Below are 12,483 nucleotides of genomic sequence, written 5' to 3'. Positions count from 1 at the left end.
GCGGCTACTTCTGCGCGGTCACGGCCGCCAGCCATTCGATGAGCGGCCGCAACTGCTCCCACGCCGCCCGGACCTCCCGGGCGGCGCGCGGGGTGGTCAGCCACTTCGGGGCGCCGAAATCCCTTCCGGCGGTGAGGGATTTGTGCCGCAGTAACTCGATGCGCGGATGGTCGATGTCGTAGCCCTTGGGCTTGGTGGCCAGTTTGTCCCCGCCGATGGCGTAGCCGTCCGCGATCAACCGGGCGATCAGCGCCTCCAGTTCCGCGCCGCGCACCTCGTCGTCGATGGCGGCGCGCAGCGCGGTGAGCTGGGCGGCCTCGGCGGCGTACATGCCGCCGGCCACCCGCAGCCCGCCCGCGCCGATCTGCACGTACCAGCCGGAGTACTGGGCGCTGTAGACCACCGCGCCCTGATGGTTCTTGTACGGCGACTTGTCCTTGGCGAAGCGCACGTCGCGGTAGGGGCGGAAGATCTTGGCGGTGCCGAAGTCGGGTTCCAGGTCGGCGACCAGCGCCTTCATCGGATCCCGGACCGACTCTTCCCACACGGTCTTGTGGGTGGTCCAGAAGGCCTTGGAATTGTCGGCTTCCAGGTCCTCGTAGAAGTCGAGTCCGGCGAGCGGGAATCCCGTGAACGCGGTCATGGATCGAGTGTCCGTGATGCCCGGCCGACGCGCGCGACCGCCCTAGTCCTCGAGCTCCTCGACGATGTCCATGGCGGCGACCTCGGCGGGCCGGTTGTCCTCGATCCCGAGTTCCTCGCGCTGACGGCGGCGGGTCCATTCCTGGTCGAGTTCGTCGCCGATGCCGAGGCGGCCGTCGTCGTCGTTCTCGCGATTGCGGATGACCAGGTCGGAGGGCGGATCGGCGATGTAGCGCTGGTACTCGCGGATCTCGTCTTCCTGGTCGTCGTCGCCGAGGTCGTAGTCGAGGTTGTCGACATCGCTGTCGTAGACCTGATCGGTGTCGAAGACCTCGTCCATCAGGCGGGCGTCGTCCTCGTCGGGCCGGTCGGCCATGCGGCACCACCTCTCCGCGCTGTCAGCGCACCAGTAGCAAACCGTACGTCCGACCCAACGCTACCGCCTGCCCGCCGAAACGAACACGCTTGTCGGCCCCATTTCACGCAGAAGCGCCCCTCCTGAATCCAGGAGGGGCGCTTCGATGCGAGTGCTGTTACGCGTTCCCGTTGAAAAGGCCCGTGACGGAGCCGTTCTCGAAGACCTCGCGGATCGTCTGCGCCAGCAGCGGCGCGATCGACAGCACGGTCAAGGTCGGGAACTTCTTGGCCTCGTCGATCGGCAGCGTGTTGGTGACCACGACTTCCTTGGCCCCGCAGTTGGCGAGACGCTCGGCGGCCGGGTCGGACAGGATGCCGTGGGTGGCGGCGATGACCACGTCGCCCGCGCCGGCCTTCTTGAGCACCTTGACCGCGCCGGCGATGGTGCCACCGGTGTCGATCATGTCGTCGATCAGGATGCAGGTGCGGCCCTCGACCTCACCGACCACGCGGTTGGAGACGGTCTGGTTGGGGACCAGCGGGTCGCGAGTCTTGTGGATGAACGCCATCGGCGCGTCCGCCAGCGAGTTGGCCCACTTCTCGGCGACCTTCACGCGGCCGGCGTCGGGGGAGACGACCGTGATGTTGGACAGGTCGTAGTTGTTGCGGATGTGCTCGGCCAGCTGCACCTGCGCGTGCATGTGATCGACCGGGCCGTCGAAGAAGCCCTGGATCTGATCGGTGTGCAGGTCGATGGTGATGATCCGGTCCGCGCCCGCGGTCTTGAGCAGGTCGGCGACCAGGCGGGCCGAGATGGGCTCGCGGCCGCGGTGCTTCTTGTCCTGGCGGGCGTAGGGGTAGAACGGCAGCACCGAGGTGATGCGCTTGGCCGAACCGCGCTTGAGCGCGTCGATCATGATCAGGTGCTCCATGACCCACTGGTTCAGCGGGGCCGGGAAGCTCTGCAGCACGAAGGCGTCGGAGCCGCGCACCGATTCCTCGAACCGGACGAAGGTCTCGCCGTTCGCGAAATCACGAGCGGTCTGGGGGGTGACGTGGACGTTGAGTTCCTTCGCCACCGCCTCGGCGAGCTCGGGATGAGCGCGTCCCGAGAACAGCATCAGATTCTTCTGGTTATCGGTAGAGAACGCGGTCACTGACGTTCGCCATCCTTTTGCTCGTTGGTTTTCTCGGTGGTTCCCGCATCCTCCGGGTTCGAAGCGAGAGCCGCTTCGGCCGCGCGAGCAGCATCGGTACCGGGGCGATTGCGCTGTACCCAACCCTCGAGATTGCGCTGTGCTCCACCCGATACCGCGAGCGCCCCCGGAGGAACGTTTCTGCGCAGTACAGTACCCGCCGCCGAGTACGCGCCGTCACCCACGGTGACCGGGGCGACGAACATGGTGTCGCTACCGGTCCGCACATGCGAGCCGACCGTGGTGTGGTGCTTCTTGACGCCGTCGTAATTGACGAAAACGCTGGATGCGCCGATATTGCTGTACTCGCCGATGGTGGCGTCGCCCACATACGTCAGGTGCGGGACCTTGGAGTGGGCGCCGATGGTGGCGTTCTTGGTCTCGACGAAGCCGCCGATCTTGCCCTCCTCGCCGAGCGAAGTGCCGGGCCGGAGGTAGGCGAACGGGCCGACGTTGGCGCCCGCGCCGATGCTGGACTTCTCGCCGTGGGTGCGGACCACCGTGGCGCGGTCGCCGACGGTGACATCGGTGAGCGTGCAGTCGGGGCCGATCTCGGCGTCCTCACCGATCACGGTGTCGCCCAACAGCTGTACGCCGGGCCGGATGACGGTGTCGCGGCCGATCACCACATTGCCGTCGATCCAGGTGGTGCCCGGATCGATGATGGTGACCCCGGCGCGCATGTGCCGTTCCAGGATGTAGCGGTTCAGCGTCTTGGCCGCACCGGCCAGCTGCACCCGGTCGTTCACGCCGGTGACCTTGGCGGAATCCACCAGCCGCGCGCCGTGCACCGGGTGCCCGGCCTCGCGGGCCAGCTTGAGCACGTCGGTCAGGTACAGCTCGTGGCGGGCGTTGGCGGTGTCGATGCGCGAGATCATGATTCGCAGCACGGCCGCGTCGAAGACATAGACGCCGGAGTTGACCTCGGTGATCGCGGCCTGTTCCGGGGTGGCGTCGGCGTGCTCGACGATCTCCATGACCCGGCCCTCGTCATCGCGCACGATGCGGCCGTAGCCGTTGGGGTCCTCGGGCACGAAAGTCAGTACGGTGGCGGCGGATCCGTCGGAATAGCTGCGGTGCTCGTCGAGCAGCGCGTGCAGGGTGTGACCGTCCAGCAGCGGGACGTCGGCGTAGGTGACGAGGACATCGCCCGCGAAATCCTCGGGCAGCGAGGTGAGCGCGCACTGCACGGCGTGGCCGGTGCCGCGCTGCTCGTTCTGTACTGCGAGGGTGATCGGGCGGCCCAGTTCCGCTCCCACCTTGCCGACCGCGTCGCCGACCTGTTCGCGATCGTGGCCGATCACGGTGATGAGCGACGTCGGGTCGATCTCGTGCGCGGCATGCAGTGCGTGTGCGAGCATGCTCCGGCCGGCCAGCGGGTGCAACACCTTGGGTGTCTTGGACCGCATTCGGGTTCCGGCTCCGGCGGCGAGAACGACGACGGCGGTCTCCTGTGGCATGGATCTCCCTCGGCTGCCAGTCATCGTGTGCTGAGTCAGGTTGTGCGGGGCCAACCATAGCGACCCTGCGCGCGAGCTCCGCCGCCAGGACTCGAACCTGGACAAACTGAACCAAAATCAGTTGTGCTGCCATTACACCACGGCGGATTGCAGCGTCATGCGGGTCTGATCCTCGCATGAAGTACGCCTCCACGTCGAACCGCTTACACAGTGTCCATCGTGTCTGTCGATAGGCTACCTACCGAACCGCGGTGGGCGCGGGGCGCGCGACCCCGCAAAGGTGCTCGCGGGCAGGGCGAAAGGGGCAGGTGGGCGATGACGGCTGGCGAGGGCCAACGGCCGGCGCGGGCGCGCATGACCGGCACCCAGCGTCGTCAGCAGCTCATCGAGATCGGGCGGGCGCTGTTCGCCGAGCGCGGCTACGACGCCACCTCGATCGAGGAGATCGCGGCGCGGGCGCAGGTATCGAAACCGGTGGTGTACGAGCACTTCGGCGGCAAGGAGGGGCTGTACGCCGTCGTGGTCGACCGGGAGATGTCGACGCTGCTCGAAATGATCACCTCCTCGCTCACCCAGAATCGTTCGCGGGTGCGGCTCGAGCAGGTGGCGCTGGCGTTGCTCACCTATATGGAGGAGCGCACCGACGGCTTCCGGATCCTGATGCGGGATCAGCCGGTGTCGGCGGCCGAGGGCACCTATTCGAGTCTGCTCAACGAGGCCGTGAATCAGGTGGCCCATATTCTCGCCGGGGATTTCGAACGTCGCGGCCTGGATCCGACCCTGGCGACGCTGTACGGGCAGGCGCTGGTGGGAATGGTTGCGACGGCGGCGACCTGGTGGCTGGACGAGCGCCAGCCCTCGAAGGAAGTGGTGGCCGCGCATCTGGTGAATCTGTGCTGGAACGGGCTCACGCATTTGGAGGCGGAACCGGAGTTGAAGTCGGAATGGCCGAGCGGCAAGGGGTTATAGAACCCTGCGGTCTGAATTTTGGTCTGATATGTCTGTCGTAGCGGGGCAGAACTGGACAGTTAACCAGCGAATTGCGAAGGAGGACGGGTCGAATGCTCGAATCGGCTGGCAGCACGCAGCCGGGTGGTACGGTTCACCCATCCTTCGAGTGCTGTTCGAACTGTGATGTCGGTCAACTTCGGGATGGCGGTCTACTTCAGGATGGCTGGTTTGATGACGGGCGGATCTGATGGCTAGGCAAGCGCGTGCGGAGATCACTCGCGATTCCGTGCTCGCGGGCGCTGCCGATGTCTTTCTCCGACTGGGCTACGCGAACGCGTCCCTGTCCGAGATCATCGCGCAGTCGAATGTGACCAAGGGCGCCTTGTACTTTCACTTCGGATCCAAGGAAGAACTGGCGCGCGCGGTCGTCGATCAGGGCAACGAGCGACTGATCAGCGCATGCCAGGGTTTCTTCGATCCGCGAGTGCCCGCGCTGGAAGCCTGCATCGGGATCACCTACGTGGTCGCCGACCTCACCATGAACGACCCCATGGTCGGCGCGATGCTCAAACTCACCCACCAGATCGGCGACTACCGCGGCGCGACAGGTGACAATATCGCCAAGACCTGGGGCGAGACGCACCGTTTGCTCGCCGAACGCGCGATCGCCCAGGGCGACCTCGAGCCCGACCTCGACCCCGACACCATCGGCATGCTCCTACAGGAGATGACCACCGGCGTCCACATCGTCGCGGTCAGCACCGAGTCCATCGACCAGATGGCCACCCGCATGGAACGCGCCTGGTACTTCCTCCTGCCGAGCATCGTCCCCCAGGAGAAGGTCGCCTACTTCCGCGAGTTCGCCGCCCGCCGCCTCCGCCGCTACGTGCAGTAATTATTTGCCCTCCGCTTCGCTCCGGGCTGTTCGCGGCCCTCGTAACCCCGGCCTTCCCTCCTCCGCTTCGCTCCCCCGCTCCAAGGCGGAGGTCTATCAAGCCGCAGTCCAGGCCGGGGCGGGCCGCGAACCTGTGGGTGGTGTGTGGCTGGGCGCATCGTGGGTCGTCAGTGCGCGCCACTAGACTCGGTTGGCCGTCTGAAACGCTGATTCTGCGCCGAGGAGTCTCCCCATGACCACCGATCGTCCGCCTCTGTCGGGACTTGCTGCGGTGGCGGGTGCCGACGCCGCGTTGACGCACGTCGCGAGCCTGATCGGGCGCGCGGAGGCCAGGCTGGTCGCGCCGTCGGCGGTGCGGCCTTTCGTGGCCTCGACCGTCGCCGGGCAGCGGCCGCTGCTGGTGGTGACAGCCACCGGGCGTGAGGCCGATGATCTGACCGCGGAGCTGACCGAGATCCTGGGCGATTCGGTCGCGCTGTTCCCGTCCTGGGAGACGCTGCCGCATGAGCGGCTCTCGCCGGGGGCGGACACCGTGGGCCGGCGGATGCAGGTTTTGCGGCGGCTGGCGCATCCGGAGGATCCGGGGGTGACCGGGCCGCTGCGGGTGGTGGTGACCACGGTGCGCTCCCTCATGCAGCCGATGGCGGCGGGGCTGGGGGAGGTCGAGCCGATCGTGCTGCGACCCGGCGCCGAGTTCGACTTCGACGAATTGCTCACGCGGCTGGTGGAATTCGCCTACGAGCGGGTCGACATGGTCGGCAAGCGCGGCGAATTCGCGGTCCGCGGCGGCATTCTGGACCTTTTCCCGCCCACCGCGGATCATCCGGTGCGCGTGGAGTTCTGGGGTGACGAGGTCTCCGAACTGCGCGCCTTCTCGGTGCAGGACCAGCGGTCCATCCACGAGGTGCCGATCGATCTGGTGGTCGCGCCGCCGTGCCGTGAACTGCTGCTGACCGACGCCCTGCGCGAGCGGGCCGCCCAGGTGGCCGCCGACAATCCGGCCGACGCCGCGCTGGTCGAGATGCTGGAGAAGATCGCCGAGGGCATCCCGGTGGAGGGCATGGAGGCGCTGCTGCCGGTGCTGCAGCCCGGCGAACTCCAGCTGCTGGTGGACGCGCTGCCCGCGGAAACCCATGTGCTGCTGTGTGATCCGGAGAAGGTCCGCACCCGTGCCGCCGACCTGGTGCGCACCGGGCAGGAATTCCTGGAGGCGTCGTGGACGGCGGCCTCCTTCGGCGGGGCCGCGCCGCTGGGCGCGCACGGCCTGGACCTGGCCGCCTCCGGCTATCGCGGCCTGGACGTGGTGCGCGCCGACGCCGACCGCCGCGGCCTGCCGTGGTGGACGCTGAGCCCGCTGGCCGCCGACGCCCCGGACGAGATCGTGCTGCCGGTGCTGGCCGCCGCCTCCGCGCGCGGTTCGGAGGAACTGGTCGCCACCATCTTCGCCTCGCTGCGCGCGCACGTCGCCACCGGCGGCCGCGCGGTCATCGTGGTGGCGGGACACGGTACGGCGCAACGCATTCTGGAACGTCTCGCCGACGCCGAGGTGCCCGCCGCGGCGCTGGAGGCCGGCGCCGAACCGGTCCGCGGACTGGTCGGAGTGCTGTGCGGTTCGCTGCACGACGGCGTGGTGTTCGACGACGCCAAACTGGTGGTGATCGCCGAATCCGACCTCACCGGCAACCGGGTCACGGCGCCCGGCGAGGGCAAGAAGCTGCCCGCCCGTCGCCGCAACCAGGTCGATCCGCTGGCCCTGACCGCGGGCGACATGGTGGTGCACGATCAGCACGGCATCGGCCGCTTCGTGGAGATGATCGAGCGCACCATCGGCGGCGCGCGCCGCGAGTACCTGGTCATCGAATACGCGCCCGGCAAGCGCGGCCAGCCCGGCGACCGGCTGTTCGTGCCGATGGACTCCCTCGACCAGCTGTCCCGCTATGTCGGCGGCGAGATGCCGTCGCTGTCCAAGCTGGGCGGTTCGGACTGGGCCAATACCAAACGCAAGGCGCGCAAGGCGGTTCGCGAGATCGCCACCGAGCTGGTGCAGCTCTACGCCGCCCGCCAGGCCGCGCCCGGTCACGCCTTCGCCCCGGACACCCCGTGGCAGCAGGAGATGGAGGACGCGTTCGCGTTCACCGAGACCGTCGACCAGCTCTCGGCCATCGCCGAGGTGAAGTCCGATATGGAGAAGGCGGTCCCGATGGACCGCGTCATCTGCGGTGACGTCGGCTACGGCAAGACCGAGATCGCGGTGCGCGCGGCCTTCAAGGCGGTGCAGGACGGCAAGCAGGTGGCGGTGCTGGTGCCGACCACGCTGCTGGCGCAACAGCATCTGCAGACCTTCACCGAGCGGATGGCCGGATTCCCGGTGGTGGTGAAGGGCCTGTCCCGGTTCACCGACGGCGCCGAATCGCGCGAGATCCTGGAGGGCATGACCACCAAGGATGTCGACATCGTGGTGGGCACGCACCGGCTGCTGCAGACGGGCGTGCGCTGGAAGGACCTCGGCCTGGTCATCGTCGACGAGGAGCAGCGTTTCGGCGTCGAGCACAAGGAGCACATCAAGGCGCTGCGCACGCACGTCGACGTGCTGACCATGTCCGCCACGCCGATTCCGCGCACCCTGGAGATGTCGCTCGCGGGCATCCGCGAGATGTCGACCATCCTCACCCCGCCCGAGGAACGGCATCCCGTCCTCACCTATGTCGGCGCCTACAACGACAAGCAGGTGGCCGCGGCCATCCGCCGTGAGCTGCTGCGCGACGGCCAGGTGTTCTACGTGCACAACCGCGTGTCGTCGATCGACAAGGCGGCCAAGAAGATTCGCGACCTGGTGCCGGAGGCCCGGGTGGTGGTCGCGCACGGGCAGATGAACGAGGACATGCTCGAGAAGACCGTGCAGGGCTTCTGGGAGCGGGAATTCGATGTGCTGGTGTGCACCACCATCATCGAGACCGGTCTGGACATCTCCAACGCGAACACCCTGTTGGTGGAACGCGCCGACGCCCTGGGCCTTTCGCAGCTGCACCAGCTGCGCGGCCGCGTCGGCCGGTCCCGGGAACGCGGGTACGCCTACTTCCTGTACCCGCCGGAGAAGCCGCTCACCGAGACCGCCTACGACCGGCTCGCCACCATCTCGCAGAACTCGGATCTGGGCGCCGGTATGGCGGTGGCCATGAAGGACCTGGAGATTCGCGGCGCGGGCAACGTGCTGGGCGCCGAACAGTCCGGCCATGTCGCGGGTGTCGGCTTCGATCTCTACGTGCGCCTGGTCGGGGAGGCGGTGGAGGCGTATCGCGCCGCCGCCGACGGCCGCCCGATCTCGGTCGACGAGGAGATCAAGGAGGTGCGCATCGACCTGCCCGTGGACGCGCACATCCCGCCGGACTACATCACCTCCGATCGCCTGCGCCTGGAGGCGTACCGCAAACTCGCCGCCGCCCAGGACGATTCGGGGCTGTCGGCCGTGGTCGAGGAGCTGGTGGACCGGTACGGGCCGTTGCCGGTGGAGGTGGGCCGCCTGGTGTCGGTGGCCAAGCTGCGGTTGCTGGCCCGCGCCTATTCGATCGCCGAGATCGGCGTCACCGGAACCACGGTGAAGGTGTCGCCGCTGCAACTGCCGGACTCCAAGCAGCTGCGGCTCAAGCGGCTCTACCCGAACGCCACCTACCGCGCGGCCACCGGCATCGTCCAGCTGCCGCTGCCGCGGGTGGAGGACAGCGTCGGCGCCGCCCGCGTCCGCGACGTCCAGGTGCTGCAGTTCGTGGCCGATCTGCTGCTGGCCCTGGATGGAAAGGCGCCCGGCGCCGTGGATGTCCGGGTTCCGGCCGAGGTGATGGCCGACCGATGACATCGGGGGAGGGCGTCGCCGCCGAGACCGCGGCCGATACCGCGCGCATGACCGAGGCGCTGGGCGAGGCCGTCGAGGTGATGGACCGGCTGTGGAACTTCGGCGGCTGGGAGGTGACGCAGACCCACGATTCGCTGCGCCCCTACCTGCTGGAGGAGACCTACGAGCTGCTCGACGCCATCCAGGACGAGGACGCCGAGACCATCAAGGAGGAGCTCGGCGATCTGCTGCTGCAGGTGCTGTTCCACTCCCGGATCGCCGAGGCCGCAGGCGAATTCACGGTCGCGGAGGTGGCGGCGGCGCTGGTCGCCAAGCTGGTGCACCGCAGCCCGCACCTGAGCGACGCGCTCGACGCTTTCACCGCTCCCGGCGCGTCGGTGGCGGAGAAGATCGCGGCGCAGGAAAAGGCTTGGGAGGAGCAGAAATCCGCCGAGAAGGCGCGGCGCTCCTGCCTCGACGGGATCGCCATGGCGCAGCCCGCGCTGGCGCTCGCCGAGAAGGTGCGCTCGCGCGGCATCAAGGCGGGTTTACCGGAGGAGCTGATTCCGGCCGCGTTGCGGGTGGTGAAGCTCGGCGGGCCCGACAGCGCCGAAGAACGCCTGCGCAAGGCCACTCTCGACTTCGCCGCCACGGTGCGCGCCGCCGAGGACGCCGCGGAATTCGATCGAGGCACGCGCGACGCGCTGACCGCCGAGGATTGGCATCGGTACTGGCCGCGCGGCTGACCCGCCGAGCGGACGGACCTGGAATCATGGTGATTCCCGGCAAATTCGGCATAGCGGTGGCGATGCCGGGCGATAACGGCGGTGTTGCGCGGGGCCGGTTTCGGCTAGCGTCACAGGGGTGCATGCTTCGGGGCGCGAATCGATCACCGAGTACTACCCGCGGAGAACGGGTGCGATCGTCGCGCTGGTGTTCTTCCTGGTGATGACGGTGCTACCGGGTTTCGTGGTGTTCAACGACGCGGAACATCCGGTCATGCGGGTCGTGGCCGGAGTGCTCATGGCGGTGTTCGGTTTCGGCGTCTACACCATGGCCGACGATCTGTTCCGCCCGCAGCCGACGCTGCTGCTCAATGATCACGGCTTCACGTATCGCGGTTTCCCGCACGTGGCGTGGAGCGAGGTGGAGCGGATCCGGCTGGGCGTCGGCCGATTACGCAAGGGCGGGCGCACCGAACTCTTCGCCGAAGTGGTGCTGCGTGATCCGGAGGAGTTCCGGCACCGGGTCCGGGCGCTCGGCGATGTGATCGCCCGCCGCCAGGTCGACCGCCCGCTGTACATCGTCGCCGAACGCCTACCCGTGCCGGTGCCCGCGGTCGTGGAGGTCATGCGCGAAAACTGTCCCGGCCTGGTGGTCAGAACCGTCGAGGACGTTCCCGGCGCTGCCCCCGAACCGCCCGTCGCGCCCCGCTCGGCCGATCGCGACATGGTGGAGAGCGCCCTGGTCAGCGCCCTCACCGATGAGCTACCCACCGGCTGGACCCTCGCGGTGCTGTGGTTCTCCCTGGTCGGAGACGACGGCCACGCGGGACTGCAACTGGAGCTGTCCGGCAAACCCGTCCCCGAGGTCCCCGAGTCCGGCGTCCCCTCCGAGGAGCTACAACCCTCCGAGGAAGTGCTCATGCTGCTCAACCGCCTCAAGGAAGTCTGCTATGACCAGATGACCGGCACCTGGCTCAGCGGCCAGGTCCTGCTCCGCGCCGACTCCACCAAGGCGCAATTCACCTTGTCCTTCAAGGAAATTCCCGACTGGCTCCCGATTCCCGAGCCCGACGAATGCCGCCGCGAACTCGCCACCTACCCGCGAGCCGGCGACGAGATCCCCGCCTGGCTGCGCCAGCGCATCTCCTGACCGGCCTCGGTCTTTCGACGGGTTGACGATTCTCACACCGCCGGTTTCGCGGCGTTGTTGGAACGGAGAACCTGTCCGCAAGCACGCGTAGCCGCCGTGGTCACCCCTCTACTTTCTGCATCCAGGTTCGGGCAGCGAAGCCCGGCACCTGCAGGAAGGACGACAGATGACTACGAGCAAACGGATACGGATGCGCGTCGCCGCGGCGATCATGGGCGTGGCCGCCCTCGCCGTCGGGACCGGCACCGGTGCGATGGATGCCCGCGCCGATACCCCGCGGACTATCCAGAATCTCGTCGACGCCATCAATTCCGGCGTGAAGACCGCCGGTAAAGCGCTCGCGGACACCGGGATCGCCAGCGCGCCGCACTCCACCATTCCCTCGGGCAACGGCCCCGAGATGACCGACACCCTGGCCGCTTTCACCTTCTCGCTGGCCAACGAGAACATGGCCCCGGCGGGCGCCAACGACTGGAACTGCAAGCCCACGGCCGCGCATCCCGAGCCGGTGGTGCTGCTGCACGGGTCCTGGATGAACGCCTACGACGGCTTTGCTCGGATGTCACCGAAGATCAAGCAGGCCGGATTCTGTGTCTATGCACTGAATTACGGCCAGGAGGGTTTGGTGCAGCAGGGCGGGTTGGGCGCGCTGGTGCCCGGCGTCAACGGCGTCGCGCCCATGGAGGAGTCGGCCAAGGAAGTGGCCGTGTTCGTCGACAAGGTGCTCGCGTCGACCGGGGCCACGAAGGTCGACATCATCGGGCATTCCCAGGGCGGCACCGTGGCCGACCAATACCTGAAGTTCGGCGGCGGCGCGGCGAAGGTGGATCAGTTGATCACCTTCGGCGCGACCCACCACGGCACCAGCCTCGACGGCATCGCCACCCTGGGACGGCGCATCACCGATATGGGTTTCAACGCACTGGGATTCAGCCAGCTGCTCGTCGGTGAAGGGCTCATCGAGCAGGTCGCCGGATCCAGCTTCTACGCGAAACTCAACGCGGGCGGCGATACCGTCTCGGGGGTTCACTACACCAGTGTCGCCACCAAGAACGACGAGGTCTCGACGCCGTACGACGCCACCTTCCTGACCGCCGGGCCCGGCGCGACGGTCAGCAATGTGACCCTGCAGGACGGCTGCGGGATCGACTTCTCCGACCACCTGTCGATGATGTACTCCCCGCGGGCGGTCTCCATCGCGCTGCGCGCCCTGGACCCGGCCGGCCATCCGAACCTGGTGTGCGCCTTCAACCCGTACGTGCTCTGACCGTCTCGGGC

Annotated in this window: 10 protein-coding genes and 1 tRNA gene; 6 read left to right on the top strand and 5 right to left on the bottom strand. The window is 67.9% G+C overall.

Annotated features, from left to right (window positions below; translation table 11 throughout):
• Nucleotides 1-4 precede the first annotated feature (4 nt).
• The 5 genes from ACWEOI_RS09605 to ACWEOI_RS09585 all read right to left on the bottom strand — a co-directional run bounded on the left by ACWEOI_RS09605 (nucleotide 5) and on the right by ACWEOI_RS09585 (nucleotide 3,802).
• A complete protein-coding gene (locus ACWEOI_RS09605; RefSeq protein ID WP_452359374.1) occupies nucleotides 5-643 on the bottom strand; it encodes a DUF2461 domain-containing protein in 639 nt (212 codons plus the stop codon).
• A 42-nt stretch (nucleotides 644-685) separates the two neighbouring features.
• A complete protein-coding gene (locus tag ACWEOI_RS09600; RefSeq protein WP_357092000.1) occupies nucleotides 686-1,018 on the bottom strand; it encodes a hypothetical protein in 333 nt (110 codons plus the stop codon).
• A gap of 157 nt (nucleotides 1,019-1,175) precedes the next feature.
• Nucleotides 1,176-2,156, bottom strand: coding sequence for a ribose-phosphate diphosphokinase (locus tag ACWEOI_RS09595; RefSeq protein ID WP_357091997.1), 981 nt, complete (start codon nucleotides 2,154-2,156; stop codon nucleotides 1,176-1,178).
• A complete protein-coding gene (gene glmU, locus ACWEOI_RS09590; protein WP_452359373.1) occupies nucleotides 2,153-3,655 on the bottom strand; it encodes a bifunctional UDP-N-acetylglucosamine diphosphorylase/glucosamine-1-phosphate N-acetyltransferase GlmU in 1,503 nt (500 codons plus the stop codon). The genes ACWEOI_RS09595 and glmU overlap by 4 nt, the downstream gene beginning before the upstream one ends.
• A gap of 76 nt (nucleotides 3,656-3,731) precedes the next feature.
• A tRNA-Gln gene (locus tag ACWEOI_RS09585) sits at nucleotides 3,732-3,802 on the bottom strand.
• Between the two features lie 207 nt (nucleotides 3,803-4,009).
• On the opposite strand from ACWEOI_RS09585, the gene ACWEOI_RS09580 reads away from it, so the two are divergent.
• The 6 genes from ACWEOI_RS09580 (at nucleotide 4,010) to ACWEOI_RS09555 (ending at nucleotide 12,472) form a co-directional block, all read left to right on the top strand.
• Nucleotides 4,010-4,624, top strand: a complete 615-nt coding sequence (locus ACWEOI_RS09580; protein WP_357092380.1) for a TetR/AcrR family transcriptional regulator — start codon at nucleotides 4,010-4,012, stop codon at nucleotides 4,622-4,624.
• A gap of 229 nt (nucleotides 4,625-4,853) precedes the next feature.
• Nucleotides 4,854-5,501 carry a TetR/AcrR family transcriptional regulator gene (locus tag ACWEOI_RS09575; protein WP_357091991.1) on the top strand — a complete coding sequence of 216 codons (648 nt, stop codon included), beginning with the start codon at nucleotides 4,854-4,856 and terminating at the stop codon, nucleotides 5,499-5,501.
• 232 nt (nucleotides 5,502-5,733) lie between these two features.
• A complete protein-coding gene (gene mfd / locus ACWEOI_RS09570) occupies nucleotides 5,734-9,351 on the top strand; it encodes a transcription-repair coupling factor (RefSeq protein WP_452359372.1) in 3,618 nt (1,205 codons plus the stop codon).
• Between the two features lie 47 nt (nucleotides 9,352-9,398).
• Nucleotides 9,399-10,076, top strand: a complete 678-nt coding sequence (locus ACWEOI_RS09565) for a MazG family protein (RefSeq protein ID WP_452359576.1) — start codon at nucleotides 9,399-9,401, stop codon at nucleotides 10,074-10,076.
• Nucleotides 10,077-10,194: 118 nt separating this feature from the next.
• Complete coding sequence (locus ACWEOI_RS09560) at nucleotides 10,195-11,205, top strand: hypothetical protein (RefSeq protein ID WP_433668330.1); 1,011 nt, start codon at nucleotides 10,195-10,197, stop codon at nucleotides 11,203-11,205.
• A 166-nt stretch (nucleotides 11,206-11,371) separates the two neighbouring features.
• Nucleotides 11,372-12,472 (top strand): esterase/lipase family protein, encoded by a 1,101-nt coding sequence (locus ACWEOI_RS09555; protein ID WP_452359371.1) that lies wholly within the window; start codon nucleotides 11,372-11,374, stop codon nucleotides 12,470-12,472.
• The last annotated feature ends 11 nt before the right edge of the window (nucleotides 12,473-12,483 follow it).

This window comes from Nocardia sp. NPDC004340, assembly GCF_053602575.1.
This window is presented reverse-complemented; position numbering and strand designations above follow the sequence as displayed.

Coding starts and splice junctions, on each gene's coding strand:
- ACWEOI_RS09605 (WP_452359374.1), bottom strand. CDS start 643: ATGACCGCGTTCACGGGATTCCCGCTCGCCGGACTCGACTTCTACGAG.
- ACWEOI_RS09600 (WP_357092000.1), bottom strand. CDS start 1,018: ATGGCCGACCGGCCCGACGAGGACGACGCCCGCCTGATGGACGAGGTC.
- glmU (WP_452359373.1), bottom strand. CDS start 3,655: ATGCCACAGGAGACCGCCGTCGTCGTTCTCGCCGCCGGAGCCGGAACC.
- ACWEOI_RS09580 (WP_357092380.1), top strand. CDS start 4,010: ATGACCGGCACCCAGCGTCGTCAGCAGCTCATCGAGATCGGGCGGGCG.
- ACWEOI_RS09575 (WP_357091991.1), top strand. CDS start 4,854: ATGGCTAGGCAAGCGCGTGCGGAGATCACTCGCGATTCCGTGCTCGCG.
- mfd (WP_452359372.1), top strand. CDS start 5,734: ATGACCACCGATCGTCCGCCTCTGTCGGGACTTGCTGCGGTGGCGGGT.
- ACWEOI_RS09565 (WP_452359576.1), top strand. CDS start 9,399: ATGACCGAGGCGCTGGGCGAGGCCGTCGAGGTGATGGACCGGCTGTGG.
- ACWEOI_RS09555 (WP_452359371.1), top strand. CDS start 11,372: ATGACTACGAGCAAACGGATACGGATGCGCGTCGCCGCGGCGATCATG.